Consider the following 24,239-nt stretch of genomic DNA (forward strand, 5'->3'; position numbering starts at 1 on the left):
AACTCATCGTTTTGCTTCTCGGCTGATGAAGATGGCGAGCAGCACGATGCCGCCCTTGATGATCAGCTGCAGGTACGGCGACACGCCGATCATGTTCAGCCCGTTGTTCAGCACGCCCAGCAGCAGCGCGCCGACCAGCGTGCCCACGATGGCGCCGCGTCCGCCCGCGATGGAGGTGCCGCCCATCACCACGGCCGCGATGGCGTCGAGCTCGAAGCCCACGCCCACGCCGGGCTGCCCGCTGGTCACGCGCGAGGCCTGCACGATGCCGGCGACCGCGGCGGTGAAGCCGCTGAGCGCATACACCAGCAGCTTGTAGCGCGACACCCGAACGCCCGAGAGCCGCGTGGCCTCCTCGTTGCCGCCGATGGCGTACACGTAGCGGCCGAAGGGCGCCATGTTCAGCAGCACGTAGGCCGCCAGATACGTCGCCAGCATGATGAGGATCGGCACCTTGATGCCCGCCAGCACGCCGCCGCCGAGGAAGGCGAAGGAATCGGGCAGCCCGTCGATGGGATAGCCGCCGGTGTAGATCAGCGCGATGCCGCGCGCGATGCCCATGGTGGCCAGCGTCACGATGATGGGCGGCATGCGCAGGTAGGCCACGCAGTAGCCGTTGAACAGGCCGATCACCACGCCCACGCCAAGGCCGAGAGGCACCGCCAGCACTGGCGGCAGGCCGAACTGCACCATCAGCCCCGAGGCCAGCGTGCCCGACAGCGCCACCACTGCGCCCACCGAAAGATCGATGCCGCCGGTGAGGATCGCCGCCGTCATGCCCACCGCGATGATCGCGTTGATGGACGACTGCAGCGCGATGTTCTGCAGGTTGCTCCACGAGAGGAAGTTGTCGGTCGCGACGATCATGAAGACCGAGATCGCGACCAGCCCCACCAGCGGCAGGAAGGCCGTGGAGCGGCGCAGCTGGGTGAAGAGGCCGCCCGCGGGAACCGGAGGCACGGGGTGATGGCTGGCGGTGGCGTTCATTGCAGGCCCCCTTTGGTTGCGTGGCGCATGATGTCGCCGGAGTTGATGGAGTCGCCCTCGAGCGTGGCGACGATGGAGCCGCCGGAGAACACCGCGACGCGGTCGCACATGCCGACGATCTCGGGCAGCTCGCTCGAAATCATCACGATCGACTTGCCCTGCCGCGTGAGCTCGCGCATGAGCCCGTAGATCTCGGCCTTGGCGCCCACGTCGATGCCGCGCGTGGGCTCGTCGAAGATCAGCACTTCGCAGTCATGACCGAGCCAGCGCGCGATCACCACCTTCTGCTGGTTGCCGCCCGAGAGCGTGGCCACGCGCGTCTCGATGCCTGGCGCCTTCACGCCCACGCGGCGCGAGAGTTCGTTCGCCGAGCGCTCCTCCGAGGCCCGGCCGACCAGTCCCGCGCGGCGATGCCTGCCGAGGTTGTTCAGCGAGATGTTGAAGCGGATCGTGAAGTCGGTGATGAGCCCCTCGACCTTGCGGCTCTCGGGCAGCAGGCCGATGCCGTTGTCCAGCGCCTGCGTCGGGTCGTTCAGCCGCACGGGCACGCCGTTGCGCAGCACCGTCTTGCGATGGGCGCGGTCGGCGCCCATCATGCCCAGCGTCAGCTCGGTGCGGCCCGATCCGACGAGCCCGGCGAAGCCCAGGATCTCGCCCTCGTGCAGCTCGAAGGCGTTGACCGGCCCGCCTTTTGCGAGCTGGATGTGCGGCACCTCCAGCACCTTGCGCCCGCGCGGCGCGGGCTGCGGCTTGGGCGGAAAGCTGTGCTCGATGCGGCGGCCCACCATCATCTCGACCAGCGCGTCCACGTTCGTCTCGCCCACGTCGGCATGACCCGCGTTGGCGCCGTCGCGCAGCACGCTGATGCGGTCGCACACCTCGAAGATCTCGTCGAGGTGGTGCGAGATGAAGATCATCGCCACGCCCCTGGCGCGCAGCTCCCGCATGATCTTGAACAGGTGCCCGGCCTCGTTCGGCGTGAGCGTGGCGGTCGGCTCGTCGAGCACCAGCAGCCGCGCCTTCAGCGACAGCGCCTTACCGATCTCCACGAACTGCTGCTGCGCCACCGAGAGCCGGCAGATCGGCGCGTCGAGGTCGATCTGCACGCCCAGTTCGTCGAAGAGCTCGCGCGCCGAGCGCTTCATCGCCGCCTTGTCCATCAGGCCGAAGCGGTTCCTGATGTAGCGGCCCAGGAAGATGTTCTCCACCGCATTCAGGTACGGGATGAGGCTGAATTCCTGGAAGATGATGCCGATGCCCGCCGCGATCGCGTCGTTGTAGCCCGCGAACCAGCATTCGCCGCCGTCGATGATGATGCGTCCCTCGTCGGCCTGGTGGATGCCGCCGAGGATCTTCATCAGCGTCGACTTGCCCGCGCCGTTCTCGCCGAGCAGCGCGTGCACCTCGCCCTTGCGGATCGACAGGTCGATGCCCGAGAGCGCCTTCACGCCGGGAAAGCTCTTCGAGACGCCTTCGAGCCGGAGGATTTCGGCGGTGTCGTTCATGGCCGTGCGCTGCTTCGGGCGTGGGTCACCAAGTGAAGGTCTTCGCGCCTTCGGCGTCGATCAGCTTCACGTCCACCGGCACGGCGGCCGGCACGTTGGCGCCCCACTTCTTCGCCAGCGCGATGCCGATGGCCAGGCGGATCTGGTCGCGCGGGTACTGCGCGGTGGTCGCGATGAACTTCGAGCCCGGCTTCTGCATCGCCTTGATGGCCTCGGGCGCGCCGTCCACGCTGGCGAGCTTCACGTCCTTGCCGCTCGCCTCGATGGCCGCGAGCGCGCCCATCGAGCCGCCGTCGTTCACGCTGAAGATGCCCTTCAGGTCCTTGTTGGCCTGCAGGATGTTCTCGGTCACGGTGAGCGCTGTGGCGCGCTCCTGCTTGCCGTTCTGCGTGCTCACCACCTTGATGCCGGGGTACCTGGAAAGCGCCTCGCGGCAGCCCTTCACGCGCTCCAGGATGGGCACCACCGGAATGCCGTCGAGGATGGCCACGTCGCCCTTCTCGCCGATGTTCTTCGCGAGGTAGTCGCAGGCCAGGCGGCCGGCGTCGGTGTTCTTGGAGCCCACGAAGGAGTCGACCGGGCCCTGCGCGTTAGCGTCCACGGCCACCACCACCACGTTCGCCTTCTTGGCCGAGCGCACGGCCGACTGCACGCCGGTGGAGTCGGTCGGGTTCAGCAGGAGGATGTCGACCTTCTTCTGGATCATGTCCTCCACGTCGCCGATCTGTTTGGCCACATCGTGCCGCGCGTCGGTGGTGACCACCGTTGCGCCGATGCTGGCGGCGGCTTCCTCCAGCGCCTGCTTCATGGTCACGAAGTAGGGGTTGTTGAGCTCCTGGAAGGTCATGCCGATGCGCAGCGGCTGCTTCGCCGTCTGGGCCTGCACGGCCGAAGTGCCGCAGACCAGCGCGGCGATGCATGCGGTGAGGGCGGTGGCTTTGAGAAGTTTCGTCATGGTGGCTGTCTCCTTGAGGTTGTCTCGCTGTTTGAAAAAACGCTGGCAAAGGGCCGCCCCGCGCGGCGCCTTTTTTGCGCCGCGCCGGAAACGACGCGGGGGAACTCGGTGGGGCGGTGCGCCCTGTGGCGCTACGGCGGGCTGGCGGCACGCGAGGCGGCTGCCTGCATGCGGTGGAACTTGCGGAACTTGGTTGGCGGCATGCGCTTGTGCAGCAGGAACTGCCGGTTGAAGTTCGACACGTTGTTGAAGCCCACGTCCATGCAGACGTCGAGCACGGGCTTCTCGCTGTTGGTGAGCAGCTCGCAGGCGCGGCTGATGCGCAGCCGGTTCACGTAGCGCACGAAGGACTGGCCCGTGTGCTTGCGGAAGGAGCGCGAGAACGCGCTGGGGCTCTGGCCCACCAGCTCGGCCAGCATCGGCTCGCGCAGCTCGTCGCCCAGGTTGGCGGCGATGTGCGCCAGCACGTTGTTGATGGCATGCGACATGAAGGCCTTCGGATCGGGCTTGAAGGCCGGGCTCGCGAGGCGCTGGCGGTCCTGGCCGTCGGCCAGCAGCTCGAGCAGCGACAGCAGCAGGATCACCCGGCGCAGGCCGCGCGCCTCCAGCAGCGATTCCATGATGGGCTTGGCCGCCGCGGCGGTTTCGGCCGAGAACAGCAGGCCCGAGCCCGATTCGGCCAGCAGCGGCGCGACGCGCTCGAATTCGGGGAAGGCCGCGGCCATGCCCTGCACCAGCGAGGCCGGGAACTGGATCACGATGCCGCGCCGCTCCACGCTCTGCCCGGCGGGCACGTCGCTGATCCAGTTGTGGGGCAGGTCGGGGCCCATCAGCACCAGGTTGCCCGGCTCGAAGTGGCCGACGTGGTCGCCCACGAAATACACGCCCTCGGTCTCGACGATCAGCTGGATCTCGTACTCGGGATGGAAGTGCCAGCGCACGGTGCGGTACGGGTAGCCGTGGGCCCAGCAAGTGAACGATTCGTCACCGCGGACTTCGACGATTTCCAGGTCGGGTTGCATGGGGCGGACTGTACGAATCGCTCCCGATGCCAACAACCAGAGATAGCGCCCTGAATTGATACTTTCTTGACCCTGGAAGGGCCGCTGGAGGCCGCCCTGCCGGCCCTCATTGCGCCGCAGCAAGGGCCTTTCTCCCCGGGGGAGCGGGCCGGACGGGGCTGTCGTTGCTGCACTGCGGAATCGGCGGGGCCTGCGGTGTCAAGAATTCATAGGTGTTTTCCCGCCCCGGCGGGGTGGCTGCGGCGGCGCGGCACACTCGGGCGCATGACGACGACCGCTTCAACCAACACCGTATCCGCTTCGCCGGCCGGCCCGCTGGCCGGCCTCAAGGTCATCGAGCTCGGGCAGCTCATCGCCGGGCCTTTCGCCGCGCGCACGCTGGCCGACTTCGGTGCCGAGGTCATCAAGATCGAGCCGCCGGGCGCGGGCGACCCGCTGCGCACCTGGCGGCTGCTGAAGGACGGTACCTCCGTCTGGTGGCAGGTGCAGTCGCGCAACAAGCGCTCGCTGGCGCTGGACCTGCGCGAGGCGGAGGCGCAGGCCATCGTGCGGCAGCTCGCTGCCGAGGCCGACGTGCTGATCGAGAACTTCCGCCCCGGCGCGATGGAAGGCTGGGGCCTGGGCCCCGACGAGCTGCTGGCCGCCAACCCCGCGCTGGTGATGCTGCGCATCAGCGGCTACGGCCAGACCGGACCCTACCGCGACCGCCCCGGCTTCGGCGTGGTGGCGGAGGCGATGGGCGGGCTGCGCCACCTCACCGGCGAGCCGGGCCGGGTGCCGGTGCGCGTGGGCGTCTCGATCGGCGACACGCTGGCCTCGCTGCACGGCGTGATCGGCGTGCTGATGGCGATGCAGCACCGGCACGCGACGGTGAGCGCGGAATTCCCGAAAGGGCGCGGGCAGGTGGTCGACGTGGCGCTGTACGAGGCGGTCTTCAACTGCATGGAAAGCCTGCTGCCCGAGTACGGCGCCTTCGGCGCGGTTCGCGAGGCGGCCGGCAGCGCCTTGCCCGGCATTGCGCCGACCAATGCCTACCGCTGCGCGGACGGCGGCTACGCCATCGTCGCGGGCAACGGCGACAGCATCTTCCGCCGGCTCATGGCATGCATCGGCCGGCCCGACCTGGCCGCCGACCCGGCGCTGGCCGGCAACACCGGCCGCGTCGCGCAGGTGGAAATGCTGGACGCCGCCATCGGCGACTGGGCCGCGCAGCGCACCGTGGCCGAGGTGCTGGCCGCGCTCGACGCGGCGCACGTGCCGGGCGGGCGCATCTACACCATCGCCGACATCGCGGCCGATCCGCACTACGCCGCGCGCGGCATACTGCAGCAGGTGCGCATGTCCGACGGCAGCGATCTCGCGGTGCCCGGCTTCGTACCGAAGCTGTCGCTCACGCCTGCCAGCCACCGGCGCAACGCGCCCGCGCTGGGGGCGGACACCGACGCGGTGCTGAAGGAGATCGGGTTGAGCACGCAGCAGATCGCGGCGCTGCACGAGCGGGGCATCGTGGGCTAGTTCGCCACGGGGCGATTCACGGGCGCGAAACCGTCCTCGTGCGATAAAGCGGCAAAGGAGAGTCCATGGCTGCAGCAGCGAACGAGCGACGGGAAGTCCACAGGCGCGACAACAACGGCAATCTTCCGTCCATGAAGAGCGAGCTTTCGGAATCGGATGAAAAGAAGCTGGAGCGCCTGCTGCAGGAGCTTCGCCTGCGCCGCATGGCGCTGGAGCCGAAGTTCTCCGACGACGTGATCGTCTGGCCGCCCCGCACGGCGGAGGCCGGGGGCGCGGAGCTGGCGACGCTGAGCGCGATCAACCTCGGCAACGCGGCGGATGCGATAGGCGAGGGCGTGCGCGGCCGCGGCGCGCCGAGGATGAAGCTGCTCAAGCAGGTCGAGGGCGTGTCGGTGATGCGCGCCAATTCGTCGGCCCTGCTGGCCATGCGCCGCAACACGCCGGGGTTGCGGATCGCGCCGGCGGCGTGGGCCTATTTGCAATACATCCGCCCGCTGGGCGACGAACTGGAGGCGAGCGCGATTCAGGTCGCCGCGGGCACCAAGGTCAAGCGCTTCGAAGTGCGTTTTGCCGACGCGCAGGGAAAGCCGGTGGCGGGCGTGCGGGTGAAGGCGCTGGTGGACTGGGACGGCGCGCACGTGCCGGCCGTGACCGACGGCGACGGCGTCGCGAGCCTGGGGATTCCGGTGCTCTACCGGCGCGTGGAAATGATCCTGGTCGAGCCGGAGCACACGCACTGGTCGGTGTTCGCGAAGGGCTTCGAGCGGGTCGACGCGCCCAAGCGCCTGAACGTGCTGGCCGCGCCGCTGGCGCCCGACAGTTTTCAGCTGCTGGCGAACTACGCGCCCTACGATGCGCAGGCGGGCGAGGGCGTGACGGTGGGCGTGATCGACAGCGGCGTCGGGCCGCACGCCGGCATCGCGGTGGCGGGCGGAGGCTGCTTCGTCACCGGCGAGAACCCGGCGGATTTCCTGGACAACGGCATCGGGCACGGCACCCATGTCGCCGGCATCATCGCGGGCCGGATGGCGGCGGACACCGGCATCTACGGCCTCGCGCCCGCCTGCCGGCTGATGGCCTACCGCGTCTGTCCGAAGAGCGGCGAGCGCGGGCGCGCCAAGTCGACCGACATCGCCAGCGCGCTCGACCGGGCGATCGCCGACGGCTGCCACATCGTCAACATCAGCATGGGCAGCCTGGAGCCGATGCCGGAGATGCCCGACATCCTCGAGAAGGCGCGCAACGCGGGCGTGGTGGTGTTCGCCGCCACCGGCAACGACGGCCAGTCGCTCCTGCGCTACCCCGCCCGCTACAGCCACACCCTGGCGGTGGGCGCGCTGGGGCGCGACGGGACCTTTCCGGCGGACTGCCCCGAGAGCTTCCAGGAAAGCGAGATTCGCCGCCGCAAGGAATTCGTCGCCGAGTTCTCGAACTACGGGCTCTCCACCGATTTCATCGGCCCCGGCGTGGCGGTGCTGTCGGCTTTCCCGGGCGACCGTTACGCCATGATGTCCGGAACTTCGATGGCCACGCCGTACTCCTCGGGAATGGCGGCCCGTTTGTTGTCAGGGGATAACAAGCTGCTTAACATGCCGGGAGGCCCTGAAAAGGCCGACGCCATCGTCAGGATGCTGTCCAAGGCAGCGAAAAAGGTGGGTTGGCCGGCCGAGTACGAAGGTTTTGGAGTTCTGAAGTGACCAGCATCGTGTTGACCTACACAGGCAGTCCCCGCAAGAAATTGTCGGCGGAAGCACGGCTGCGTCGCTGCGTGCCCGGTGTGGTGCTCACGGCCAAGACCAGCACGCTGATGGAAGCCCAGGTCGACGACGAGCAGCTCGCCGCGCTCGAGCAGAACCCGGAATGGGCCGTCTCCCAGCCTACCTTCGCGGAAATCCGCAAGCCTGTCTTCAATCTGAAAAACGCCAGGGCCAAGCTCGCGAAGTAGTCGCGCAGCGCGCAGCGCGCAGCAAGCAATCACTGGGGCCGCAGATGGCCCCGGCGCTTTTCTGGAGGGAGCTTTTCCATGTCCGATGCAGACATCCAGGTCGTGAGCAGTTCGTGGGCCGGCATCCAGCGCGTCGCCGCGACGCCGAAGCCGCCGGAGTTCTTCAAGGGCCGCAAGGGCTATGCGCCCGGCTTCCTGGGGGATGACTGGCACGTGGAACTGCCGGCCATCGGCGAATCCATTTCCACGGACGACATCGCCACGCTCGAGGACGGCTCCTTCGAGCTCAAGTATCAGCACTTCAGCACGGTGCAGTGCATCTCGCGGCGCGTGCCGCTCTACTCTGCCTGCAACATCGACGGCTCGAAGTCGAAGAACGTCCCCCGCCACGACACCTGGAACTACGATGGCCGCATCAAAAAGGAATACCAGATGCTGCGCGAGGCCTACGGCCCCGGTCAGGAAGGCAAGTTCTCGCGCGGCCACATGACGCGCAGGCAGGACCCGAACTGGGGCGCGCTGGCGACGGCGCAGAGGGCCAACATCGACACCTTCTTCGCCACCAACGCCTGCCCCCAGTGGCAGCCCTTCAACGACGGGCTCTGGGGCGACCTGGAGGACTACGTCCTCGGCAACGCCCAGGGCGACGACAAGCGAATCAGCGTCTTCACCGGCCCGATCCTGCGGCAGGACGACCCGGAGAGATTCGGCATCCGCATTCCGCGCGACTTCTGGAAGGTGGTCGCCTTCATCAGCGAAGCGACCGGCGAACTCAGCGCGATCGCCTACCTGATGAGCCAGGGCACTTACCTGGATTCGGGCGTGGCCCGCGACCTGGAAGACTTCGGCACCTCGCAGCGCCCGCTGGCCTTCATCGAGGCCGAAACCGGGCTGCGCTTCGAAAGCCTGGAAGGCCGCGACGTGCTCGACGGCGCGGACCTCGCCTTCGTGCAGTCCATCCGGCGTTTCGCCGATACGAAGCTGCCGGGCTGAGCGGGCCGAGAGTCGGCGTTCAGCCGCGCAGCGATTCGATCAGGTCGATGTACTTCTGCTTGGCTTCGTCGGCGCTCAGGCCCTTCTGGGCCGTCCACGCGTCCCACTTGGCACGGGCGACGATGTCGCTGAAGCTGGGCTTCTTGGCGGTGTTGTCGCCCTCGGTGGCCTGCTTGAACAGGGCGTAGATCTTTAGCAGCGTCGGGTTGTCGGGACGCTCGGCGAGCAGCTTGGAATTGGCCTGGGCGGCTTCGAACAGGGCGTTGAGGTCGGACATGTCGGTCAGGGGGATGTAAAGCGGAAAGCCCGCATCTTAAATCCTGCGGTACACGGCCGTACCGGCTCGGTTCAGTCCCGCAGCCCGGCCCTTGCCAGTTCCACGTCCAGCCGCTCCCGCGCATCCGCGGGCTTCAGCGCCGCCGCCTTTTCGTACAGCCGCGTCGCCTCGCCCATGCGCGATTCGCCGTGGAGCATCAGCTGCGCGCGGGCGTATTCCATCATTCCGGCGGCCGAATGGGGATGCAGTTCGAGCCCGCGCTCGAACAGTTCCAGCGAGGTTTCGGAGCGCACGCCGTAGGTCATGCGCCCGACCAGCGCGCCGACCTTGTCGATCACTTCCGCGTGGAACGAGGCCAGCGCGAGGTGCGCGTCCGCGTGCCGGGGCTGCAGCTCGATCACCCGCTCCAGCGCGCCCTTGAGCTTGCTGCCCAGGCCCTGCGCCAGCGCGCGCGCCACGCTGATGCCCTGGCTGTAGCGGCCCAGCGCATACGACTGCCAGTAGAGCGCCTGGCAGTTGTCGGGCTCGGAGTCGGCCTGCGCGCCGGCGCGTTCGATGACCTGGCGGAACATCGCGAGCCGCACTGATTCGCGCGGCTCCAGGTAGTTGGCGTAGATCGCGGTCGCCTGGTTGGCCAGCGCCATTCCCTCGGCGCCCTGCAGCAGCCCGATGGCCGCGGCGCGCTCGAACTCGCCGCTGTGATACAGCGCCCAGCCCTCGGCGAGCGCCGAGCCCTCGGCGGGCACCGGCAGTTCGTGGCCGGCATGCAGGCGCGCCCAGTGAGGCAGAACGCTGCGCGCGTCGTAGCGGGGAGAGTCGGCCCAGGGCAGGGGAGTCCAGGGTTCGGTGCCGGCATTGGTGCCGGGGGCGCCGGCGGACATCAGCGAAAGCGGTTTGAAATCGTGGTGGGGCATGTTCTAGACCGCCATATCGACAGGAGAAGCCGAGGCGCCGGCAGCGTTTGCGCCGCCGGGGTCTTCGCCGTTGTAGGCATTGCCGAGCGCCAGCAGGTGGCGCCGCTGTTCGGGCCCGAGGTAGGGCGCGAGCAGGTGCAATGCATGGAGGCCGCCGCGCATCAGCGCGCCCTGCGCATGTTCGGGTTCCAGTGCCTCGCGCGGGTTGCGCACGTATTCGTAGCTCAGCCAGTAGGTCAGCACCACCACCATGCTCTGCGCGAGCGTGTCGACCTCGTGCACGTCGATCTCCAGGTGGCCGGCGCGGCTCAGGCCGGCGATCAGCTGGCGGATGGCGCGCGCCTTGTTCTTCAGCACCAGCTGGAACTGGGTCTCCAGCCGCCGGTTCTTGCTGAGCAGGTCGTTGAGGTCGCGGTAGAGAAAGCGGTAGCGCCAGATCAGCTCGAACAGGCTGTGCATGAAGAACCAGGCGTCCTCCACGTCGTGCACGCCCTCGCTGGCGTGCAGCAGCTCGTCGAGCTCGGCTTCGTAGGCCTCGTAGAGCTTGTTGATCAGCTCTTCCTTGGCCGGGTAGTGGTAGTAGAGATTGCCCGGGCTGATGTTGAGCTCGCTCGCCACCAGTGTGGTCGAGACGTTCGGCTCCCCGAAGCGGTTGAACAGGTCCAATGCGGCTTCGAGGATGCGTTGCGCGGTGCGGCGTGGCGCCTTCTTTGCCATGTCGTGCCCCCGATGTCTCGTTCGTCTCTCTTGGGGACACTCTAGCGTATGTGCACCGCACCATGAAGGCACGGGCCATGTTTTGCCGCCCCGGCTTTCTTGTGCAGTGCCGCAATCGCGGCCGCCCGGCGCGGCGGCCTGCGCGGGGTCAGCCGGCCTTGCTGCGGCGCAAGGTTTTCTTGGCGGCGGGCGCGGCCGCCTTGCGGGCCGCGGTCTTGCGCGCGGCGGTGGCGGTAGCGGTGCCCTGCTGCGCCTTTTTCAGTTGGGCTTCGAGCGCCTCGACGCGCGCCTGCAGCGCGGCCATGTCGGCGGCGCTGGGCGCGCCCAGCTTCTCCATCGCGCGCGCCACGCGCTCCTCGAAGATGTTCTCCAGCTTGCCCCACTGGCCGGCGGCCTTGGTGCCGAACTCGCTGGCGAAGCCCGCCATGCGCTGCTGTGCCTGGGCCAGGGTCTCCTCGGCGGCCTGCTGGGTCTTCTTCTGCATGCCGGCGCCGTCGCGCACCAGTGCTTCGAAGGCCTTGCTGCCTTCCTGCTGCATCTTGGCGAAGGCACCGAGGCCGGCAAGCCAGATCTGCTGGGCGGAATCCTTGATGCGGTCGGCGGCCTTGCCGTTGCTGTCGTCGTCCTGGGTAGCCATGCGATTCGTTCCTTTTCCTTTGCCTGCAAACAATCGCCTGACTCTAGCCGCCCGGCGGCCTCTTCATTAGAGCTTCGCGTCTATGGGGTGAAGCTCCCCGGCAGAGGCTCAGGCCGAGGTGCCGGCCGCGCGGCTCGCGTCCAGGTGGGCCTTGGCGCGCTCGGCCAGCGCCATTTCGCCGGGGGTGCCGGGCACGTAGGGTACGACGGGCAGCGGACGGCCGTGCGAATCGACCGAGACGAACACGATCAGGCATTCGGTGGTCTTCTCCATCGAGCCGCCCTTCATGTCGCCGCTGCGCACCTCGACCGAGATGTTCATGCTGGTATTGCCGGTGTAGGCGAGGCGGGCCTCCACCTCGACGAGGTCGCCGATCATGATCGGCCGGTGGAAGCGGATGCTGCCGATGAAGGCGGTGACGCAGTAGCGCTTGGCCCAGCTCGTCGCGCAGGCGTAGCCTGCCTCGTCGATCCACTTCATGACGGTGCCGCCGTGGACCTTGCCGCCGAAGTTGACGGTGCTGGGCTCGGCGAGAAAACGCAGGGTGATCGAGGACATGGGAGGCCGCCTTTGGTGAATGTGGCTGTGACTATGGAGTGGGGAGCCGCGATTATGCGAGCGGGCGCCCGCTTGCGGACGCCGCCGGTCGTCCCGGCGCGCACGCTCAGCTGCCGCTGAACAGCTGCGCCAGCGTGCGCCTCAGCCAGGCATTGCCCGGGTCGGCATGGAAGCGCTCGTGCCAGTGCTGCTTCACCGCGTAGTCCGACAGCGCGAAGGGCGGCTCCAGCAGCTTCACCGGCTCCTGCGTGGCCAGCACCTTGCCGAGGATGCGCGGCACCACCACCAGCAGCTCGGTCTGCGCCACGATGCGCGCCACGCTCAGGAAGCTCGACAGCCGCACCACCACGTTGCGCTTCAGGCCCAGCCGCGCGAGCGTGGTGTCGACGATGGCGTGCCCCGTGCCCGAGGTCGACACCACCGCGTGCGCCTCGGCCTCGAAGCGCCTGCGCGTGAGCTTCGTGCCGATGCGCGGATGGTTCTTGGCGGCCAGGCAGACGAAGTTCTGCATGAAGAGCGTCTGCTGGTAGAAGCCCGCGTCCAGTTGCGGCATGAAGCCCACGGCCAGGTCGACCTCGCCGTCCTGCAGCCGGCGGCCGCTGAGCGTGGAGATGATCTCCGTCTCGATGTGCACCCCCGGCGCCGCCTGCCGCAGGTGGTCGAGCAGGCCCGGCAGCAGCACCACCTCGCTGATGTCGGTCATGCAGATGCGAAAGCGCCGCTGCGCCTGCGCCGGGTCGAAGCTGCTGCGGTTGCCTTGCGCCTGCGCGATCTGCGCCAGCGCCTCGCGCAGGTTCGGGTAGATGCGCTCGGCGTGCGGCGTGGGCTGCATGCCCTGCGCGGTGCGGGTGAAAAGGCGGTCGTCGAAGTGCGCGCGCAGCTTGTTCAGCGCGGTGCTGGCGGCGGCCTGCGCCATGCCCAGGCGCTCGGCCGCCTTCGACACGTTGCCGGTCTTGTAGACCTCGTCGAACACGGCGAGCCATTCGAGATCGAGCTTCGACATGCGGGCCTCCTGCTTACGGCGAAAGGCACCATTATCGAAATTTCGAATTCCGTGTATTGGTTGCCGGTCTTGAGGAAATAGTGGTGCGGGCCAACAATGCCCGCCAACGGAGACAACCGCCCCATGAAACCCGCCCCCTCGAACGCGGCCGAACGCCGCGACTACTACGACCGCATCCGCCCGCTGCATCTCACGCCGCTGTGGGAGTCGCTGCACGCGCTGGTGCCGCGCGAGCCGCAGACGCCGTGCGTGCCCGCCCTGTGGCGCTACGACGAGATCCGCCCGCTGCTGATGGAGTCGGCCGACCTCATCACCGCCGAGGAGGCCGTGCGCCGCGTGCTGGTGCTGGAGAACCCGGCGCTGCCCGGCAACTCGTCGATCACGCAGTCGCTCTACGCCGGGCTGCAGCTCATCATGCCGGGCGAGGTCGCGCCCTCGCACCGCCACGTGCAGTCGGCGCTGCGCTTCATCGTCGACGGCAAGGGCGCCTACACCACGGTGGGCGGCGAGCGCACCACCATGTACCCGGGCGACTTCATCATCACGCCCTCGTGGGCCTGGCACGACCATGGCAACGAGGGCATCGGCGGCAGCGTGGAGCCGGTGGTGTGGCTCGACGGCCTCGACATCCCGATGCTGCGCTTCTTCGACGCCGGCTTCGCCGAGAACGACGACTCCAAGGTGCAGCATGTCTCGCGTCCCGAGGGCAACAGCCTCGCGCGCTTCGGCCACAACATGGTGCCGGTGCGGCACGACCACGCCTCGGCCACCTCGCCGATCTTCAACTACCCCTATGCGCGCAGCCGCGAGGCGCTGGCCCAGCTGCAGAAGCAGGAAGCGCCCGATGCCTGGCTGGGCCACAAGCTGCGCTACATCAACCCGCTGACCGGCGGCTCGCCGATGCCGACCATCGCCACCAACCTGCAGCTGCTGCCCAAGGGCTTCGCCGGCAAGGCGCATCGCGCGACCGACGGCGCCGTCTACAGCGTGGTCGAGGGCCACGGCACGGCCGAGATCGCCGGCCAGCGCTTCGTGTTCGGCCCGCGCGACACCTTCGTGGTGCCCTCGTGGGCGACGCTGAAGCTGTCGTCGCCGGCCGAAGACGCCGTGCTTTTCAGCTTCTCCGACCGCCCCGTGCAGCAGGCCATGGGCATCCTGCGCGAAGCCTTCCTCGAAGACGCCTGAAGCCACAGGCGATCGTCCCGTTTTCCGTCTGACCAAGTGCCGCCCCGAGCGGCAGGAGCTTCCCATGTCCTTCGCCTTCACGCCTCCTTCCATCGTCGGCCTGCCCATCTTGGGTTCCGACCAGCAGTTCCCCGTGCGCCGCGTCTACTGCGTGGGCCGCAACTACGCCGCCCATGCGCGCGAGATGGGCTTCGACCCCGACCGCGAGCCGCCTTTCTTCTTCTGCAAGCCCAACGACGACGCCTCGGTGGTGCCGGTGGCCGACGGCAAGGGCGTCTCCATTCCCTACCCGCCGCTCACCAGCAACTACCACTACGAGGCCGAGCTGGTGGTCGCCATCGGCAAGGGCGGCGCCAACATTCCGGTCGAGGAGGCCGCCAGCCACATCCACAGCTACGCCGTGGGCCTGGACATGACCCGCCGCGACCTGCAGATGAAGATGCGCGAGCAGGGCCGTCCGTGGGAGATCGGCAAGGCCTTCGACTTCTCCGCGCCCATCGCGCCGCTGCGCACGCTGGCCGACGTGGGCGAGATCAACGCCGGCGCCATCGTGCTGGAAGTCGACGGCGAAGTGCGCCAGAAGAGCGACATCACGCACCTGATCTGGTCGGTGAACGAAGTCATCGCCAACCTCTCGACGCTCTTCACGCTGCAGCCCGGCGACCTGATCTTCACCGGCACGCCCGAGGGCGTGGGCGCGGTGAAGCCGGGCCAGACCATCAAGGTGAGCATCGAGCGACTGCCGTCGTTGACGGTGCACATCGAGTAAGTTTTTCCCGACCGCACAGGCCGCGCCATGACCCTTTCGAAGAACCCCCCCACAGTGCTGCTGGTCGGCGGCGGCATCGGCGGCATGGCCGCCGCGCTGGCGCTCGCGCGGCTGGGTGTTTCCATCGACCTGCTCGAGCAGAGCGCCACCATCGGCGAGATCGGCGCCGGCCTGCAACTCGGCCCCAATGCCTTCGCGGCGCTGGACGCGCTGGGCGTGGGCGAGGCGGTGCGCCGGGGCTCGGTGTTCACCGACCGGCTCGTGATGATGGACGCGGTCGACTGCGGCGAAGTGGCCTCGGTGCCGGTGGGCGAGGCCTTCCGCGCGCGCTTCAAAAATCCTTATGCGGTGAGCCACCGCGCCGACCTGCATGGCGCGATCCACGAGGCGGTGAAGCAGCATCCGCTGATCCGCTTCCACACCTCGGCGCAGGTCGATTCCATCGACCTGGGCGGTCAGGGAGTCACCGCCGTCACCCGCGACGGCCGCAGCTTCAAGGCCGACGCCATCGTCGGCTGCGACGGCGTGAAGTCGGTGGTGCGCGGCAGGCTCATCGGCGACGCGCCGCGCGTCTCGGGCCACGTGGTGTACCGCGCCGTGGTGCCGGCGGCCGACATGCCCGCCGACCTGCGCTGGAACGCGCCCGTGGTCTGGGCCGGCCCCGACTGCCACCTGGTGCACTACCCGCTGCGCCATGGCGAGCAATACAACCTGGTCGTCACCTTCCACAGCCGCGAGAAGGAAGAGTGGGGCGTGACCGACGGCAGCAAGGAAGAAGTGCTCTCGTACTTCGAGGGCGTGCACGCGCGCCCGCGCCAGCTGCTCGACCGGCCGACCTCGTGGCGCCGCTGGAGCACCGCCGACCGCGACCCGGTCGAGCGCTGGAGCGAAGGCGCCGCCACGCTGCTGGGCGACGCCGCGCATCCCATGATGCAGTACCTCGCGCAGGGCGCGTGCATGGCGCTGGAAGACGCCGTGACGCTCGGCGAGGCAGTGAACGCCTGCGGCTTCGACATGCCCGCCGCCTTCAAGCTCTACGAGGCGGCGCGCGTAGCCCGCACCGCGCGCGTGGTGCTGTCGGTGCGCGAGATGGGGCGGCTCTATCACGCCAAGGGCGTGGAGCGCCTGGTGCGCAACAGCCTCTGGCCGGGCCGCACGCCCGAGCGCTTCTACGATGCGGTCGAATGGCTCTACGCCTGGCGGCCCGAGCGCTGCCTGGACGACGCCCCGGAGGCGCTGCGGCCTTCGCCCGTGATCCGGGCCGAGGGCGCCGCCGTGCTTTCGCCGCTCTGAGGTCCGTTTCTTTCATCATTCATAACCATCGGGGCCGAAGGCCCAGGAGACAAAGACATGAATTTTTCGCGCGCCCTGCTCGCAGGCGTCCTCGCCCTCACGGCCGCTTCAGGCGTGTTGGCCCAGTCCGGCGACTACCCGAGCAAGCCCGTGACCCTGGTCACGCCCTTCGCCGCCGGCAGCGGCCCCGACGCGGTGCTGCGCCTCGTCTCCGACAAGCTCTCGCGCCTGTGGAACCAGCGCGTGGTCATCGACAACCGGCCCGGCGGCGGCGGCTTCATCGCCATCGACCAGGCCCGCCGCGCCGCGCCCGACGGCTACACGCTGCTGCAGCTCGACAGCGAGCACGTCGCCGCGCTGCCGCACCTGTACAAGTCGCGCAACTTCGTGACGCTGCAGCATTTCGATCCGGTGGCATCGCTCTTCCGCACGCCCTTCTTCGTGGCGGTGGGTACCGACTCGAAATGGAAGAACATGAGCGACCTGATCGCCGCCGCCAAGGCCAACCCCGACGGCATCGTCTACGGCTCGTGGGGCGTGGGCAGCCCGGGCCACCTGGGTGCGCAGCAGTTGGAGGCGCTCACCGGCATCCGCATGCGCCACGCGCCGTACCGCGAGGTGTCGCAGCTCTATTCCAACGTAGGCACCGGCGAGGTGCCGTGGGCCTTCGCGAGCATCCCGTCGAGCCAGGGCATCTACAAGGCCGGCAAGCTGCGCTACATCGCGGTGGCGGCCAGCAAGCGCATTCCGCAGATGCCCGACGTGCCGACGATGGCCGAGGCGGGCGGCCCGGCCTCGCTGGAGGTCAATTCATTCGTGTCGCTGCTCGCGCCCAAGGGCGTGCCGGCGGCCATCAAGGCGAAGATCAATGCCGACGTGGCCAAGGTCATCGCCGATCCCGAGATCCGCGCCCGCTTCGACACCTTCGCCTTCGAGCCGCTGGCCTGGTCGCCCGAGGAAATCGAGCGCAATGCCGAGGCCAAGTCGAAGATGTACGGCGAGCTGGTGCGCAGGGGCAACATCAGCCTCGAATAGCGAGGGCGCGCCAGGCCCCGGCCTTGCCCGGTGTCTTGCTCGGCAGTTAAGCTGGCCCTCTTTGGTTTTTTGACGACTTTTTCACACTTTTTCTCCATGCACGCCACCAAGAGAGCCCTTCTGATCGCCTGCGGCCTGGCCGCCGCCGCCATGCTGCCCCTGAGCGCCGACGCAGACAACGCCGCCTGGCCGACCAAGCCGATCCGCCTGCTCGTGGGCTTCCCGGGCGGCTCCACGCCCGACATCGCCGCGCGCACCATCGCCGAGCCGCTGTCGAAGGCGCTGGGCCAGCCGATCGTGGTCGACAACAAGGCCGGTGCCTCGGGCAACATCGCGGCCGACCAGGTGGCCAAGGCCACCGACGACCACACGCTGGGCATCGTCATCAACGGCAACCTCACGTCGTCGAAGATGCTGTACCCCAAGCTGCCCTACGACCCGGTCAAGGACTTCACCTACCTGTCGCTGATCGCGACCGCGCCGCTGGTGCTGGTGGCGCAGAACAACCTGCCCTCGGGCGCGGCCTTCTTCGACGAAGGCCGCAAGGCCGGCGACAAGTGGAACTACGGCTCGGTGGGCATCGGCTCCGTCGGCCACCTGGGCATGGAACTGCTCAAGACCCGCGTGCCCGGCTTCAAGCCCGAGCACGTGCCCTATCAGGGCAACCCGCAGGTCATCACCGCGATGCTGGGCGACCAGGTGCAGATGGGCCTGATCCCGCCGGGCGTGGCCATGCCGCAGATCAAGGCCGGCAAGCTCAAGGCCATCGGCCTGACCGGCGGGCGCAGCGCGCTGGTGCCCGAGATCCCGCCGCTCGCCGACGCAGGCGTGAAGGATTTCAACCTCGAGGTTTGGGTGGCGCTGCTGGGCCCGTCCAACCTGTCGAAGGTGGCGCAGGCGCGCATCAGCCGCGAACTCGAGACCGTGATGAAGAACCCCGACGTGCGCCGCAAGCTCTTCGAGCAGGGCTGGCAGGCCGTGGGCACCTCGCCGGACGGCATGCGCACGCGGGTCAATGAAGAGGCCGCGATCATGACCAAGATCATCTCGGCCCGCGGCATCAAGTTGCAATAACCACACCCCCAGGCTGCGCGCACTTCGTGTCGCGCGCGCGCCTTCCCCCTTGCAGGGGGCAACACCGACGGACCGGCAAAGCCGGATCCGTGGTGTTTCCCGAACAGACATCCATGGACCTATTTGAATGACTTCCACATTGCATGAACCGGCGCGCGCGCTGCCGGTGTTCGGCGAGTACGACGTGGTGGTGGTCGGCGGCGGCCCCGCCGGCATCGCGGCCGCCGTGAGCGCCGCGCGCCGCGGCGCCAGCACGCTGCTGGTGGAGCGCTACGGCTTCCTCGGCGGCATGGGCACCGCGGGCGGCGTCACCAACTTCGCGGGCCTGTACGGCAAGCGCAAGGGCGAGATGACGCAGCTGGTGCGCGGCGTCGTCGACGAGCTCATCGAGCGCATTGCCGCGCTCAACGGCATGAACCAGCCGCAGAACGGCATGGGCGGGCGCATCTGCGTGCGCTCGTACGACACCTCGGCCTACAAGCTCGCCGCCGACCAGCTGCTGGGCGATGCGGGCGTGAAGCTGCTGTTCCATGCGCTGGCCGCAGCCGTCGTGCTCGACGGCAAGCGCATAGCGGCGCTGGTGGTGGAGACCAAGTCGGGCCGCCAGGCGATCCGCGCCAACGCCTTCATCGACGCCAGCGGCGATGCCGACGTGGCCGCCTTCGCGGGCGTGCCCTTCGAGGTGGGCGACGGCCACGGCAGCGGGCTCTTTCCGACCACCATGTTCCGCATCGGCCAGGTGGATGCGCCGGCCGCGCTGGAGGCGGTGGGCGAGTTCAAGGCCATCAACGACTTCATGGCGCGCGCCGAGCAGCAGAAGCCGGGCGTCTACAAGTTCCCGCGCGAGGGTGCGATCCTGCGGCCCAACAAGGACCCGCGCGAGTGGCGCGCCAACGTCACGCAGATCCGCAACTCGCAGGGCCGCGCGATGAACGGCGTCGACGCGCGCGAGCTGACCGAGGGCGAGCTCGAGGGCCGCCGCCAGATCACCGAGTACTTCAGGTTCCTGAAGGCCGAGGTGCCGGGCTTCGCCCAGTCGGCCATCGTGGAGATCGCGCCGCAGGTCGGCATCCGCGAGACGCGGCGCATCCAGGGGCTCTACGCGCTCGGGCGCGAGGACATCCTGGGCTCGGTGAAGTTCGACGACAACATCGGCCTGAACGCCTGGCCGATGGAGATGCATGCCGACGGCCGCATCGAATGGGCCTTCCCGCGCGACGAGGACAACGCCTACAACCACCTGCCCTGGCGCATGCTGGTGCCGCAGACGCTCGACAACCTGCTGGTGGCAGGCCGCTGCGCGTCGATGACGCACGAGGGCCAGTCGGCCGCGCGCGCCAGTGGCGGTTGCTTCGTCATGGGGCAGGCGGCGGGCACGGCGGCGGCGTCGCTGGGCGGCGGGGCGTTCGCCGCGGTGGACATCCCCGCGCTGCAGAAGAAGCTGGCCGCCGACGGCGTCGACCTCGACCGCTGAAGGCCCGCGGCGTGCGGGATGGCGCTAGAGTCCGGGGCTTGATGAACTCGAACCCCGGACCCAACGTGCACTTCCCTTCGCTGTCGACACCCGCGCGTCGCACCCTCCTGGCGCTGTCCTGCGCCGCCATCGGCCTCTCGCTGGCCGGCTGCGCCAGTACCCCCGAAGGCGAACCCGTCCACGGCAAGGACCGGCTGCTGAGCTTCCTGGCAGCCAAGGATGGCCGCAAGGTCGCCATCGTCGGCGAGAACTACCACTACGTGTTCGACGGCGATCCCTCCGTGGCTGCGCTGCTGCGCTGGGACGGGCGCACCAAGGTCACGCCCGCGCTGCTCGGCGAGTTCAGGGTGGCGCGCAACCAGAGCTTCGAGGGCCAGTACGTGCTGCTGGCCTTCGACGCCGACCTGACACCAGAGGACCGCACCTTCCTCATCCAGACCGGCTTCGCGAAGACCGAGGTGAAGTACGGCGACCGTACGGGTCCCGCGCTGCGCTACTTCGGCACCGTCTACGGCAAGCGCTACGAGGCGGTGCCGCTGAAGTCGGGCGACAAGGTCGATTTCTCCAGGCGCCAGTACCTGAGCTACGTCGAGCAGGAAACGCTCAGCGCTCCTTTCAGCAAGGCCGCGCCCTCGCCGCTGGTGTATGCCGACGACGGCTCGATGCTGCTGGGCGGCGTGCCGGTGCGCGTCGTGCAGGGCGGTACGGACTACAGCTGCCGTGCGGGCTTCATGGGCATGTGCTTCTACAAGTAGAAGAAGAGGGAGAAGAGGGGGCCTGCTGACAGGCCCGCGACAGCCGGCGGGCGCGGGCTTTGCTATGGTCGAGGGTCGCTTTCCGACCGCTTTTCCCCTCCGATGACCACCGATCCCGCCACCGCCGCCCGCCTCGTCAACGAACTCGTCGCGCTCATGCAGCTCGAGCCCCTGGGCGGCGACCGCTTCCGTGCCCAGAGCGAGGACATCGGCACGCCGGCCGTGTTCGGCGGCCAGGTGCTGGGCCAGTCGCTGATGGCCGCGAGCCTCACGGTGGGGGCCGAGCGCCCGGTGCATTCGATGCACGCCTACTTCCTGCTGCCGGGCGAGCATGCGCCCATCGAGTACAGCGTCGACCGTGTGCGCGACGGCCGCAGCTTCACCACCCGCCACGTGGTGGCGCGCCAGCAGGAGCGCATCATCTTCGAGATGTCGGCCTCCTTCCAGACCGTGGATGAAGGCGTCGAGCACCAGTTCGACATGCCCGAGGTGGATGGCCCCGACGGGCTCATCAGCGAGCTCGACCAGCGCATCGCACTCGGCGACCGCCTGCCCGAACCCTGGCGCACCAAGGCGATCCAGCCGCACGGCATCGAATACCGCCGTGTCGACCCCGAGGACCTGATCGCGCCGCAGGTGCGCCCGACCTCGGCGCAGAGCGCCATCTGGATGCGCGCCATCGCGCCGCTGCCCGACGACCCGATGGTGCACCGCGCGCTGCTGGCCTACGCCTCCGACCACGGACTGCTGCGCGCCGCCATGCTGCCGCACGGCCTGAGCTTCATGAGCGGGCAGGTGCGCCCCGCGAGCCTCGACCACGCGATGTGGTTCCACCGCGATTTCCGCATGGACGACTGGCTGCTGTACGTGCTCGACTCGCCCAGCGCGGGCGGCGCGCGCGGCCTGTGCCGTGGCAGCCTCTACGCGCGCGACGGGCGGCTCGTGGCCTCGGCTGCGCAGGAAGGCATGCTGCGCATCAGAAAGCCGGCGGCTCGCGCATAGTGCGTTCTGGCGATTCAGCTGAAACAAGGCCTCCACCATGAAAATCTTCTTCTCCCCCGCTTCCCCCTTCGTGCGCAAGTGCATGGTCGTGGCGCACGAGCTCGGCGTTGCCGACCGCATCGAGAAGCTGCCCAGCGCGGCCGGCCCGGTGAAGCGCGACGCCACCATCATCCCGAAGAACCCGCTGGGCCAGGTGCCCACCTTCATCACCGACGATGGCCAGGTGCTGTTCGACAGCCGCGTGATCTGCGAGTACCTCGATGCCATGCAGTCGGGCAAGCTCTTCCCGTCCGGCGGCAAGGAGCGCTGGGCCCGTCTCACCGAACTGGCGCTGGCCGACGGCATGACCGGAGCCGCGCTGCTCGCGCGCTACGAGAACGTGCTGCGCCCCGAGGAACTGCGCTGGTCCGACTGGACCGACGGCCAGCTCGCCAAGGTGCGCACCGGCCTCGAATGGCTGGAAACCGCCGCGCCGTCCTTCGGCGACCGCGTGGACATCGGCACCATCGCCTTCGGTTGCGCGCTGGGCTACATGGACTTCCGCTTTCCCTCGGTGGACTGGCGCGCCGAAGCACCGAACAGCGCGAAGTGGTTCAAGGCTTTCAACCAGCGGGCTTCCATGCAGGCGACCCTGCCCACTGCCTGAGTCTTTTTTCGTTCGGCGTGCGATCACGCCGACGGCGGACATTCGCGCAGGGGAGTACCCGGCGGCCTGCGCATGCACCCCGGACATGGCCGCAAGTCTCCACTTGGCAGGAGATCCGAATCCTTGGCTAAATGCGAGCTCTCGCATGAACCAAGGAATCCCGAATGTCTTCTGAAGACCAGAAAAAAGTAGCCATCGTCACCGCCGGCGGCAGCGGCATGGGTGCCGCCGCGGCACGCAAGCTCGCGGAGGACGGCTTCCGCGTGGCCATCCTCTCGTCGTCGGGCAAGGGGGAGGCGCTCGCGGCCGAGCTCGGCGGCATCGGCGTGACGGGCTCGAACCAGTCGAACGACGACCTGAAACGCCTCGTCGACAAGGTGGTGGCCCAGTGGGGCCGTGTCGACGTGCTGGTCAACAGCGCCGGCCACGGTCCGCGCGCGCCCATCCTCGACATCACCGACGAAGACTGGCACCGCGGCATGGACGTGTACCTGCTGAGCGCGGTGCGTCCGGCGCGGCTGGTCGCGCCGCTGATGGTGCAGCAAGGCGGTGGTGCCATCATCAACATCTCCACCTTCGCGGCCTTCGAGCCCGATCCGGTGTTCCCCACGTCGGGCGTGTTCCGTGCCGGGCTCGCGGCCTTCACCAAGCTCTTCGCCGACACCTACGCGGCGAAGAACGTGCGCATGAACAACGTGCTGCCCGGCTTCATCGACAGCCTGCCCGAGAAGGCCGAGTTCCGCTCGCGCATTCCGATGGGCCGCTACGGCAAGAGCAGCGAGATCGCAGCCGTCATCGGCTTCCTCGCGTCGGAAGGCGCGGGCTACATCACCGGACAGAACCTGCGCGTGGATGGTGGCATCACGCGGTCGGTGTGAGGCCTGCATGAAGACCCCGGCGCAGGCGCTGGAGAATTCGCGCCGCACAGTCCAGTCCTACGACGCGCATGCCCGCGAGTACAACGCGATCGTGGCCGGGCATCCGCTGCAGCCCGAAATCGCGGATTCGATGCGGCGGATGATGGAGTACGTGCCCGCGGGCGGCAGCGTGCTCGAGGTCGGTTCCGGTCCGGGGCGCGACGCCGACTTCGTCGAGTCCCTGGGCGGCGTGGTCCGGCGCACCGACGCGGCGCAGGCATTTCTCGATCTGCAGGCGCAGCGAGGCAAGAAGGGCGAGCTGCTCGACGTCGTGACCGATGCGCTGGGCGGGCCCTACGACGCCGTCCTCGCGATGTGCGTGCTGATCCATGTCGATCGCGCGCAGATCGCCGCGGTGCTGCGCAAGATCTTCGACGCGCTCCGGCCCGGCGGCGTCTTCCTGGTGTCAATGCGCGTCGGCGAAGGCGAGAAGAACGGCGACTACCACACGGTGTGCTGGGAGAAGGACCGGTTCGCCGCGGAGCTCGTGGCGGCCGGCCTGCACCCCTGCTGGGAGATGGAGCGCATCGGCCGCAACGACGAGGCGTGGGTCTACTTCCTCGCACGCCGCCCGCAGCAGCCCTGAACCGGCGAGCGCGTCGTCTCGTTCCCGCTCAGCCGAAGGGATTGGCCGTCGCGAACCACAGGCCGATGCCGGTCGCGATGATGAACGCCCCGTCGGTCACGCCCGCCACCAGGAAGAACTTGGTCTGAAGCGTGTCGACCAGCTCGGGCTGGCGCGCCGTGCTCTCCAGGAACTTCTGCCCGACCAGTCCGATGCCGAGGCAGGAGCCGAGGGCGGCGACGCCGATCAGCAGGGCCACTGCGAGGGGAAGGATGTTGAAGCCGGTCATGGTGTTTTCTCCTGGTAGGTTGGTGAATCGAGGCACTGATCGCTTCCTCGATGGACGTACTTTCCCAGAGCGGCTGCGCACGGTCCATGACGTGTGAGGTCATGGAGCAGGTGCCGAGGCACAAACAAAAAAGCCGCCCGTGAGAACGGGCGGCTCCTTCGCAAAACACCGCGGAACCGGCTTCGCCGGGCCGCAGGTGTTGCCCCC

26 protein-coding genes are annotated in these 24,239 nt (G+C 68.5%); 15 read left to right on the top strand and 11 right to left on the bottom strand.

What is annotated here, in order from left to right; translation table 11 throughout:
* Positions 1 to 3: 3 nt before the first annotated feature.
* The 4 genes from ABL844_RS02320 to ABL844_RS02335 form a co-directional block, all read right to left on the bottom strand.
* On the bottom strand, positions 4 to 987 hold the full coding sequence (locus tag ABL844_RS02320; protein WP_126022333.1) for an ABC transporter permease: 984 nt from the start codon (positions 985 to 987) through the stop codon (positions 4 to 6).
* Complete coding sequence (locus tag ABL844_RS02325) at positions 984 to 2,492, bottom strand: sugar ABC transporter ATP-binding protein (RefSeq protein WP_418130371.1); 1,509 nt, start codon at positions 2,490 to 2,492, stop codon at positions 984 to 986. Before ABL844_RS02325 ends, ABL844_RS02320 begins: the two co-directional genes overlap by 4 nt.
* A gap of 25 nt (positions 2,493 to 2,517) precedes the next feature.
* On the bottom strand, positions 2,518 to 3,447 hold the full coding sequence (locus ABL844_RS02330) for a substrate-binding domain-containing protein (protein ID WP_418130372.1): 930 nt from the start codon (positions 3,445 to 3,447) through the stop codon (positions 2,518 to 2,520).
* A gap of 131 nt (positions 3,448 to 3,578) precedes the next feature.
* Entirely contained in the window at positions 3,579 to 4,469 is an 891-nt protein-coding gene (locus tag ABL844_RS02335; RefSeq protein WP_418118826.1) for a helix-turn-helix domain-containing protein, read from the bottom strand.
* Positions 4,470 to 4,733: 264 nt separating this feature from the next.
* Between ABL844_RS02335 and ABL844_RS02340 the strand changes: the two genes are divergently transcribed.
* From ABL844_RS02340 to ABL844_RS02355, 4 genes are all read left to right on the top strand, one after another.
* A complete protein-coding gene (locus tag ABL844_RS02340; protein ID WP_418130373.1) occupies positions 4,734 to 5,984 on the top strand; it encodes a CaiB/BaiF CoA transferase family protein in 1,251 nt (416 codons plus the stop codon).
* Between the two features lie 65 nt (positions 5,985 to 6,049).
* A complete protein-coding gene (locus tag ABL844_RS02345) occupies positions 6,050 to 7,681 on the top strand; it encodes a S8 family peptidase (protein WP_418130374.1) in 1,632 nt (543 codons plus the stop codon).
* Positions 7,678 to 7,929 (top strand): hypothetical protein, encoded by a 252-nt coding sequence (locus ABL844_RS02350; protein WP_418118829.1) that lies wholly within the window; start codon positions 7,678 to 7,680, stop codon positions 7,927 to 7,929. The genes ABL844_RS02345 and ABL844_RS02350 overlap by 4 nt, the downstream gene beginning before the upstream one ends.
* 78 nt (positions 7,930 to 8,007) lie before the next feature.
* Entirely contained in the window at positions 8,008 to 8,922 is a 915-nt protein-coding gene (locus ABL844_RS02355) for a DNA/RNA non-specific endonuclease (RefSeq protein WP_418130375.1), read from the top strand.
* A 19-nt stretch (positions 8,923 to 8,941) separates the two neighbouring features.
* Here the strand turns inward: ABL844_RS02355 and ABL844_RS02360 are convergent, their stop codons facing one another.
* The 6 genes from ABL844_RS02360 to ABL844_RS02385 all read right to left on the bottom strand — a co-directional run bounded on the left by ABL844_RS02360 (position 8,942) and on the right by ABL844_RS02385 (position 13,028).
* A complete protein-coding gene (locus tag ABL844_RS02360; protein WP_184640215.1) occupies positions 8,942 to 9,199 on the bottom strand; it encodes an acyl-CoA-binding protein in 258 nt (85 codons plus the stop codon).
* 71 nt (positions 9,200 to 9,270) lie between these two features.
* On the bottom strand, positions 9,271 to 10,113 hold the full coding sequence (locus ABL844_RS02365) for a hypothetical protein (RefSeq protein WP_184640213.1): 843 nt from the start codon (positions 10,111 to 10,113) through the stop codon (positions 9,271 to 9,273).
* Positions 10,114 to 10,116: 3 nt separating this feature from the next.
* Positions 10,117 to 10,830: a TetR/AcrR family transcriptional regulator gene (locus ABL844_RS02370; protein ID WP_184640211.1), complete on the bottom strand. Its 714-nt coding sequence runs from the start codon at positions 10,828 to 10,830 to the stop codon at positions 10,117 to 10,119.
* 148 nt (positions 10,831 to 10,978) lie between these two features.
* Positions 10,979 to 11,467, bottom strand: a complete 489-nt coding sequence (locus ABL844_RS02375; RefSeq protein ID WP_126022323.1) for a phasin family protein — start codon at positions 11,465 to 11,467, stop codon at positions 10,979 to 10,981.
* Between the two features lie 108 nt (positions 11,468 to 11,575).
* Positions 11,576 to 12,025 (bottom strand): acyl-CoA thioesterase, encoded by a 450-nt coding sequence (locus ABL844_RS02380; RefSeq protein WP_126022322.1) that lies wholly within the window; start codon positions 12,023 to 12,025, stop codon positions 11,576 to 11,578.
* A 106-nt stretch (positions 12,026 to 12,131) separates the two neighbouring features.
* Positions 12,132 to 13,028: a LysR family transcriptional regulator gene (locus ABL844_RS02385; protein ID WP_418130376.1), complete on the bottom strand. Its 897-nt coding sequence runs from the start codon at positions 13,026 to 13,028 to the stop codon at positions 12,132 to 12,134.
* A 123-nt stretch (positions 13,029 to 13,151) separates the two neighbouring features.
* On the opposite strand from ABL844_RS02385, the gene gtdA reads away from it, so the two are divergent.
* The 11 genes from gtdA (at position 13,152) to ABL844_RS02440 (ending at position 23,764) form a co-directional block, all read left to right on the top strand.
* Positions 13,152 to 14,213, top strand: a complete 1,062-nt coding sequence (gene gtdA / locus ABL844_RS02390) for a gentisate 1,2-dioxygenase (RefSeq protein ID WP_418123939.1) — start codon at positions 13,152 to 13,154, stop codon at positions 14,211 to 14,213.
* 64 nt (positions 14,214 to 14,277) lie between these two features.
* A complete protein-coding gene (locus ABL844_RS02395) occupies positions 14,278 to 14,982 on the top strand; it encodes a fumarylacetoacetate hydrolase family protein (protein ID WP_418123941.1) in 705 nt (234 codons plus the stop codon).
* Between the two features lie 27 nt (positions 14,983 to 15,009).
* The gene (locus ABL844_RS02400) at positions 15,010 to 16,275 is read left to right on the top strand and encodes a 3-hydroxybenzoate 6-monooxygenase (protein ID WP_418130377.1); all 1,266 of its coding nucleotides are present in this window, start codon (positions 15,010 to 15,012) and stop codon (positions 16,273 to 16,275) included.
* Between the two features lie 57 nt (positions 16,276 to 16,332).
* Positions 16,333 to 17,310: a Bug family tripartite tricarboxylate transporter substrate binding protein gene (locus ABL844_RS02405; RefSeq protein WP_418130378.1), complete on the top strand. Its 978-nt coding sequence runs from the start codon at positions 16,333 to 16,335 to the stop codon at positions 17,308 to 17,310.
* Between the two features lie 96 nt (positions 17,311 to 17,406).
* The gene (locus ABL844_RS02410; protein ID WP_418130379.1) at positions 17,407 to 18,384 is read left to right on the top strand and encodes a Bug family tripartite tricarboxylate transporter substrate binding protein; all 978 of its coding nucleotides are present in this window, start codon (positions 17,407 to 17,409) and stop codon (positions 18,382 to 18,384) included.
* A 127-nt stretch (positions 18,385 to 18,511) separates the two neighbouring features.
* On the top strand, positions 18,512 to 19,858 hold the full coding sequence (locus ABL844_RS02415) for an FAD-dependent oxidoreductase (RefSeq protein WP_418130380.1): 1,347 nt from the start codon (positions 18,512 to 18,514) through the stop codon (positions 19,856 to 19,858).
* A 41-nt stretch (positions 19,859 to 19,899) separates the two neighbouring features.
* The gene (locus ABL844_RS02420) at positions 19,900 to 20,613 is read left to right on the top strand and encodes a hypothetical protein (RefSeq protein ID WP_418130381.1); all 714 of its coding nucleotides are present in this window, start codon (positions 19,900 to 19,902) and stop codon (positions 20,611 to 20,613) included.
* A 102-nt stretch (positions 20,614 to 20,715) separates the two neighbouring features.
* Positions 20,716 to 21,615 carry an acyl-CoA thioesterase gene (locus tag ABL844_RS02425; RefSeq protein WP_184640193.1) on the top strand — a complete coding sequence of 300 codons (900 nt, stop codon included), beginning with the start codon at positions 20,716 to 20,718 and terminating at the stop codon, positions 21,613 to 21,615.
* Between the two features lie 37 nt (positions 21,616 to 21,652).
* Positions 21,653 to 22,261, top strand: coding sequence for a glutathione S-transferase (locus ABL844_RS02430; protein ID WP_126022312.1), 609 nt, complete (start codon positions 21,653 to 21,655; stop codon positions 22,259 to 22,261).
* Positions 22,262 to 22,425: 164 nt separating this feature from the next.
* On the top strand, positions 22,426 to 23,139 hold the full coding sequence (locus tag ABL844_RS02435; RefSeq protein WP_126022311.1) for an SDR family oxidoreductase: 714 nt from the start codon (positions 22,426 to 22,428) through the stop codon (positions 23,137 to 23,139).
* 7 nt (positions 23,140 to 23,146) lie between these two features.
* Positions 23,147 to 23,764, top strand: a complete 618-nt coding sequence (locus ABL844_RS02440) for a class I SAM-dependent DNA methyltransferase (RefSeq protein ID WP_369659922.1) — start codon at positions 23,147 to 23,149, stop codon at positions 23,762 to 23,764.
* 28 nt (positions 23,765 to 23,792) lie between these two features.
* Here ABL844_RS02440 and atpE read toward each other — a convergent pair whose 3' ends face one another.
* Positions 23,793 to 24,032: a F0F1 ATP synthase subunit C gene (atpE, locus tag ABL844_RS02445; RefSeq protein ID WP_012745530.1), complete on the bottom strand. Its 240-nt coding sequence runs from the start codon at positions 24,030 to 24,032 to the stop codon at positions 23,793 to 23,795.
* Positions 24,033 to 24,239: the final 207 nt, after the last annotated feature.

Source organism: Variovorax sp. 278MFTsu5.1 (assembly GCF_048305045.1).
GTDB classification, from domain to species: domain Bacteria; phylum Pseudomonadota; class Gammaproteobacteria; order Burkholderiales; family Burkholderiaceae_C; genus Variovorax; species Variovorax guangxiensis.

Coding starts and splice junctions, on each gene's coding strand:
- ABL844_RS02425 (WP_184640193.1), top strand. CDS start 20,716: ATGACCACCGATCCCGCCACCGCCGCCCGCCTCGTCAACGAACTCGTC.
- ABL844_RS02410 (WP_418130379.1), top strand. CDS start 17,407: ATGCACGCCACCAAGAGAGCCCTTCTGATCGCCTGCGGCCTGGCCGCC.
- ABL844_RS02355 (WP_418130375.1), top strand. CDS start 8,008: ATGTCCGATGCAGACATCCAGGTCGTGAGCAGTTCGTGGGCCGGCATC.
- ABL844_RS02360 (WP_184640215.1), bottom strand. CDS start 9,199: ATGTCCGACCTCAACGCCCTGTTCGAAGCCGCCCAGGCCAATTCCAAG.
- ABL844_RS02415 (WP_418130380.1), top strand. CDS start 18,512: ATGACTTCCACATTGCATGAACCGGCGCGCGCGCTGCCGGTGTTCGGC.
- ABL844_RS02435 (WP_126022311.1), top strand. CDS start 22,426: ATGTCTTCTGAAGACCAGAAAAAAGTAGCCATCGTCACCGCCGGCGGC.
- ABL844_RS02335 (WP_418118826.1), bottom strand. CDS start 4,469: ATGCAACCCGACCTGGAAATCGTCGAAGTCCGCGGTGACGAATCGTTC.
- ABL844_RS02420 (WP_418130381.1), top strand. CDS start 19,900: ATGAACTCGAACCCCGGACCCAACGTGCACTTCCCTTCGCTGTCGACA.
- ABL844_RS02325 (WP_418130371.1), bottom strand. CDS start 2,492: ATGAACGACACCGCCGAAATCCTCCGGCTCGAAGGCGTCTCGAAGAGC.
- ABL844_RS02320 (WP_126022333.1), bottom strand. CDS start 987: ATGAACGCCACCGCCAGCCATCACCCCGTGCCTCCGGTTCCCGCGGGC.
- ABL844_RS02385 (WP_418130376.1), bottom strand. CDS start 13,028: ATGTCGAAGCTCGATCTCGAATGGCTCGCCGTGTTCGACGAGGTCTAC.
- gtdA (WP_418123939.1), top strand. CDS start 13,152: ATGAAACCCGCCCCCTCGAACGCGGCCGAACGCCGCGACTACTACGAC.
- atpE (WP_012745530.1), bottom strand. CDS start 24,032: ATGACCGGCTTCAACATCCTTCCCCTCGCAGTGGCCCTGCTGATCGGC.
- ABL844_RS02380 (WP_126022322.1), bottom strand. CDS start 12,025: ATGTCCTCGATCACCCTGCGTTTTCTCGCCGAGCCCAGCACCGTCAAC.
- ABL844_RS02340 (WP_418130373.1), top strand. CDS start 4,734: ATGACGACGACCGCTTCAACCAACACCGTATCCGCTTCGCCGGCCGGC.
- ABL844_RS02365 (WP_184640213.1), bottom strand. CDS start 10,113: ATGCCCCACCACGATTTCAAACCGCTTTCGCTGATGTCCGCCGGCGCC.
- ABL844_RS02430 (WP_126022312.1), top strand. CDS start 21,653: ATGAAAATCTTCTTCTCCCCCGCTTCCCCCTTCGTGCGCAAGTGCATG.
- ABL844_RS02395 (WP_418123941.1), top strand. CDS start 14,278: ATGTCCTTCGCCTTCACGCCTCCTTCCATCGTCGGCCTGCCCATCTTG.
- ABL844_RS02375 (WP_126022323.1), bottom strand. CDS start 11,467: ATGGCTACCCAGGACGACGACAGCAACGGCAAGGCCGCCGACCGCATC.
- ABL844_RS02370 (WP_184640211.1), bottom strand. CDS start 10,830: ATGGCAAAGAAGGCGCCACGCCGCACCGCGCAACGCATCCTCGAAGCC.
- ABL844_RS02400 (WP_418130377.1), top strand. CDS start 15,010: ATGACCCTTTCGAAGAACCCCCCCACAGTGCTGCTGGTCGGCGGCGGC.
- ABL844_RS02440 (WP_369659922.1), top strand. CDS start 23,147: ATGAAGACCCCGGCGCAGGCGCTGGAGAATTCGCGCCGCACAGTCCAG.
- ABL844_RS02405 (WP_418130378.1), top strand. CDS start 16,333: ATGAATTTTTCGCGCGCCCTGCTCGCAGGCGTCCTCGCCCTCACGGCC.
- ABL844_RS02330 (WP_418130372.1), bottom strand. CDS start 3,447: ATGACGAAACTTCTCAAAGCCACCGCCCTCACCGCATGCATCGCCGCG.
- ABL844_RS02345 (WP_418130374.1), top strand. CDS start 6,050: ATGGCTGCAGCAGCGAACGAGCGACGGGAAGTCCACAGGCGCGACAAC.